At 49.2% G+C, this 5,255-nt stretch carries 2 tRNA genes and 3 rRNA genes; all 5 read right to left on the bottom strand.

From position 1 onward, the window contains the following. Nucleotides 1-12: 12 nt before the first annotated feature. Nucleotides 13-130: ribosomal RNA gene (gene rrf, locus GG9_RS0109130) — 5S ribosomal RNA — on the bottom strand. A 140-nt stretch (nt 131-270) separates the two neighbouring features. Further along, nucleotides 271-3,280 (bottom strand): 23S ribosomal RNA (locus GG9_RS0109125). Nucleotides 3,281-3,587: 307 nt separating this feature from the next. Continuing rightward, a tRNA-Ala gene (locus GG9_RS0109120) sits at nt 3,588-3,663 on the bottom strand. A 45-nt stretch (nt 3,664-3,708) separates the two neighbouring features. Beyond that, a tRNA-Ile gene (locus tag GG9_RS0109115) sits at nt 3,709-3,785 on the bottom strand. Nucleotides 3,786-3,864: 79 nt separating this feature from the next. Next, nucleotides 3,865-5,255, bottom strand: a 16S ribosomal RNA gene (locus GG9_RS0109110); the annotation flags it as partial.

Here is a 5,255-nt window from a genome sequence, read left to right as displayed (position 1 = left end):
AGTATTTTGGTAACCTGGCGGTGCCCTACTCTCACATGGGGGATCGCCCCACACTACCATCGGCATTACAGCGTTTCACTTCTGAGTTCGGTATGGTGTCAGGTGGGTCCACCGCACTATCGCCGCCAGGATAATTCGTTGATAACTTGTCTTTATCTTTCGCTACTCAGCTCTTCCTCTACCTTTCACTCGTTCTTATTGGGCACAAGCTGAACGTTTAGTTAATTTCTTTTTCTTTTACTCTGTTTTCCAAAAACACTTGAGCGTTGTATAGTTAAGCCTCTCGGGCAATTAGTACAGGTTAGCTCAATGACTCACATCACTTACACACCCTGCCTATCTACGTCTTAGTCTTAAACAACCCTTACACACTTGATGTGTGGGAGAACTCATCTCTTGGCAAGTTTCGTGCTTAGATGCTTTCAGCACTTATCTCTTCCGCACTTAGCTACCCGGCAATGCGTCTGGCGACACAACCGGAACACCAGTGATGCGTCCACTCCGGTCCTCTCGTACTAGGAGCAGCCCCAACCAATTCTCCAACGCCCACGGCAGATAGGGACCGAACTGTCTCACGACGTTCTAAACCCAGCTCGCGTACCACTTTAAATGGCGAACAGCCATACCCTTGGGACCTACTTCAGCCCCAGGATGTGATGAGCCGACATCGAGGTGCCAAACACCGCCGTCGATATGAACTCTTGGGCGGTATCAGCCTGTTATCCCCGGAGTACCTTTTATCCGTTGAGCGATGGCCCTTCCATTCAGAACCACCGGATCACTATGACCTACTTTCGTACCTGCTCGACTTGTCTGTCTCGCAGTTAAGCTTGCTTATACCATTGCACTAACCTCACGATGTCCGACCGTGATTAGCAAACCTTCGTGCTCCTCCGTTACGCTTTGGGAGGAGACCGCCCCAGTCAAACTACCCACCAGACACTGTCCGAGACCACGTTTCGTAATCTTCGTTAGAACATCAAACGTTAAAGGGTGGTATTTCAAGGACGACTCCATAGAAACTGGCGTTCCTACTTCTTAGTCTCCCACCTATCCTACACATCAAAATTCAATGTTCAGTGTCAAGCTATAGTAAAGGTTCACGGGGTCTTTCCGTCTAGCCGCGGGTACACCGCATCTTCACGGCGATTTCAATTTCACTGAGTCTCGGGTGGAGACAGCCTGGCCATCATTATGCCATTCGTGCAGGTCGGAACTTACCCGACAAGGAATTTCGCTACCTTAGGACCGTTATAGTTACGGCCGCCGTTTACTGGGGCTTCGATCAGGAGCTTCTCTTTCGATTACACCATCAATTAACCTTCCAGCACCGGGCAGGCATCACACCCTATACGTCCACTTTCGTGTTTGCAGAGTGCTGTGTTTTTAATAAACAGTTGCAGCCAGCTGGTATCTTCGACCGGTTCAACCTTCGCCCGCAAGGGACTACAATCTACGCCGGCGCACCTTCTCCCGAAGTTACGGTGCTATTTTGCCTAGTTCCTTCACCCGAGTTCTCTCAAGCGCCTGAGTATTCTCTACCTGACCACCTGTGTCGGTTTTCAGTACGGTTTAGTAAAACCTGTCGCTTAGTGGCTTTTCCTGGAAGTGTGGTATCAGTTACTTCGGCTCCGTAGAGCCTCGTCATCATCTCTCAGTGTTAAGGAAGTCCGGATTTGCCTAAACTTCCCACCTACCAACTTAAACGCACATTTCCAACAGTGCGATAACCTAACCTACTCCGTCCCCACATCGCAGCTTTACCAAGTACAGGAATATTAACCTGTTTCCCATCGACTACGCTTTTCAGCCTCGCCTTAGGGGCCGACTCACCCTGCCCCGATTAACGTTGGACAGGAACCCTTGGTCTTCCGGCGAACGGGTTTTTCACCCGTTTTATCGTTACTTATGTCAGCATTCGCACTTGTGATACGTCCAGCATGCTTCTCAACACACCTTCTTCCGCTTACACAACGCTCCCCTACCCAACAGGCGTATCACTAATAATCCTCACTCAAAGAGGCCCGACTCAACGTTCGGGTTGCTTGAACAACATTTCATGCCACTTCGCACCATTCCATGTTATTAATCGTAAGGCGTATTAGTGATACGCCTGATGCCGCAGCTTCGGTGCTATATTTCAGCCCCGTTACATCTTCCGCGCAGGCCGACTCGACTAGTGAGCTATTACGCTTTCTTTAAATGATGGCTGCTTCTAAGCCAACATCCTAGCTGTCTAAGCCTTCCCACTTCGTTTCCCACTTAATATAGACTTTGGGACCTTAGCTGGCGGTCTGGGTTGTTTCCCTCTCCACGACGGACGTTAGCACCCGCCGTGTGTCTCCTGAGTATCACTCTTTGGTATTCGTAGTTTGCATCGGGTTGGTAATCCGGGATGGACCCCTAGCCGAAACAGTGCTCTACCCCCAAAGGTGTCCGCTCAAGGCTCTACCTAAATAGATTTCGGGGAGAACCAGCTATCTCCCGGTTTGATTGGCCTTTCACCCCCAGCCACAAGTCATCCGCTAATTTTTCAACATTAGTCGGTTCGGTCCTCCAGTTAGTGTTACCCAACCTTCAACCTGCCCATGGCTAGATCACCGGGTTTCGGGTCTATACCTTGCAACTAGCCGCCCAGTTAAGACTCGGTTTCCCTTCGGCTCCCCTATTCGGTTAACCTCGCTACAAAATATAAGTCGCTGACCCATTATACAAAAGGTACGCAGTCACCCTTTCAGGCTCCCACTGCTTGTACGTACAAGGTTTCAGGTTCTATTTCACTCCCCTCACCGGGGTTCTTTTCGCCTTTCCTTCACAGTACTGGTTCACTATCGGTCAATCAGGAGTATTTAGCCTTGGAGGATGGTCCCCCCTTCTTCAAACAGGATATCACGTGTCCCGCCCTACTTCTCGTTAACTTAGTACCACAGCCTGGATGTCGAGTACGGGGCTATCACCCTGTGTCGCTAAGCTTCCCAGCTTATTCCTCTATCTCTGCTGTTATCATTAACAGGCTCTTTCGCTTTCGCTCGCCGCTACTGACGAAATCTCGGTTGATTTCTTTTCCTCGGGGTACTTAGATGTTTCAGTTCTCCCGGTTTGCCTCACTTACCTATGAATTCAGTAAGTGATAGTAGATTCTTCATCTACTGGGTTTCCCCATTCGGATATCTTGGATTAAACGCCTCTTATCGACTCATCCAAACTTTTCGCAGATTAGCACGTCCTTCTTCGCCTCTGATTGCCAAGGCATCCACCTTGTACGCTTAGTCACTTAACTATACAACCTCAAATGTTTTCAATCACTTTAAGTTTTCACTTCAAAGTGCGGTCAATTTGATGCGTATGTTCATTCAACTAAACACTTGATTGCTTTTGTTCAATCAAGATTTTATGCAAAACAGGTTTGCTTTCAGAGTTTCCTTTTCAGTTCTCTCTTCTCACTTTCCTGTCTCGCCTACTCAGACTTTCTCTCGAAAATCTCTTGTTTTCAGCTTGTTTCCAATTTTTTAAAGAACAGTTGATAAAACTTTTCAGTTATCATCGTTAAATAAACTAAATGTATAAATTTACTTAACGATGATAAGTGGTGGAGATAAGCGGGATCGAACCGCTGACCTCCTGCGTGCAAGGCAGGCGCTCTCCCAGCTGAGCTATATCCCCATTTCATCATAAATCATTACACCTTTACATCACTCACTCTCAGAGTGGTGGGTCTGAGTGGACTTGAACCACCGACCTCACCCTTATCAGGGGTGCGCTCTAACCACCTGAGCTACAGACCCAAGGGTAATGCTTTCTTCTGCTCATTTGTCTACAACTATCAGCCAATCTGTGTGAGCACTCGCTGTCTCTCGTCTTAGGTAAGGAGGTGATCCAACCGCAGGTTCCCCTACGGTTACCTTGTTACGACTTCACCCCAGTCATGAATCATACCGTGGTAAACGCCCTCCAAAAGGTTAAGCTATCTACTTCTGGTACAACCCACTCCCATGGTGTGACGGGCGGTGTGTACAAGGCCCGGGAACGTATTCACCGCGACATTCTGATTCGCGATTACTAGCGATTCCGACTTCATGGAGTCGAGTTGCAGACTCCAATCCGGACTTAGACGTACTTTCTGAGATTCGCTCCACCTCGCAGCTTCGCCACCCTCTGTATACGCCATTGTAGCACGTGTGTAGCCCTACTCGTAAGGGCCATGATGACTTGACGTCATCCCCACCTTCCTCCGGTTTATCACCGGCAGTCTCCTTTGAGTTCCCGACCGTATCGCTGGCAACAAAGGATAAGGGTTGCGCTCGTTGCGGGACTTAACCCAACATTTCACAACACGAGCTGACGACAGCCATGCAGCACCTGTCTCATGGTTCCCGAAGGCACTCTCATATCTCTATAAGATTCCATGGATGTCAAGAGTAGGTAAGGTTCTTCGCGTTGCATCGAATTAAACCACATGCTCCACCGCTTGTGCGGGCCCCCGTCAATTCATTTGAGTTTTAACCTTGCGGCCGTACTCCCCAGGCGGTCGATTTATCACGTTAGCTACGGGCACCAAGCTTTAAGCCCAATCCCCAAATCGACAGCGTTTACAGCGTGGACTACCAGGGTATCTAATCCTGTTTGCTCCCCACGCTTTCGCACATGAGCGTCAGTACATTCCCAAGGGGCTGCCTTCGCCTTCGGTATTCCTCCACATCTCTACGCATTTCACCGCTACACGTGGAATTCTACCCCTCCCTAAAGTACTCTAGTTACCCAGTCTGAAATGCTATTCCCAGGTTAAGCCCGGGGCTTTCACACCTCACTTAAATAACCGCCTGCGTGCCCTTTACGCCCAGTTATTCCGATTAACGCTCGCACCCTCCGTATTACCGCGGCTGCTGGCACGGAGTTAGCCGGTGCTTCTTCTGTATTTAACGTCAATAATGTATGCTATTAACATACATCCCTTCCTCAATACCGAAAGAACTTTACAACCCGAAGGCCTTCTTCATTCACGCGGCATGGCTGCATCAGGGTTCCCCCCATTGTGCAATATTCCCCACTGCTGCCTCCCGTAGGAGTCTGGACCGTGTCTCAGTTCCAGTGTGGCTGGTCATCCTCTCAGACCAGCTAGAGATCGCAGGCTTGGTAGGCCTTTACCCCACCAACTACCTAATCCCACTTGGGCTCATCTCATGGCATGTGGCCCGAAGGTCCCACACTTTAATCTTTCGTATATTACGTACGGTAGTTAGTCGACTACGTTTCCG

Source organism: Haemophilus haemolyticus M19501 (assembly GCF_000222025.1).
In the GTDB taxonomy this organism is placed as follows: Bacteria; Pseudomonadota; Gammaproteobacteria; order Enterobacterales; family Pasteurellaceae; genus Haemophilus; species Haemophilus haemolyticus_G.
Note: the sequence above shows the minus strand (reverse complement) of the source record. Positions and strands in the feature narration are given on the sequence as shown.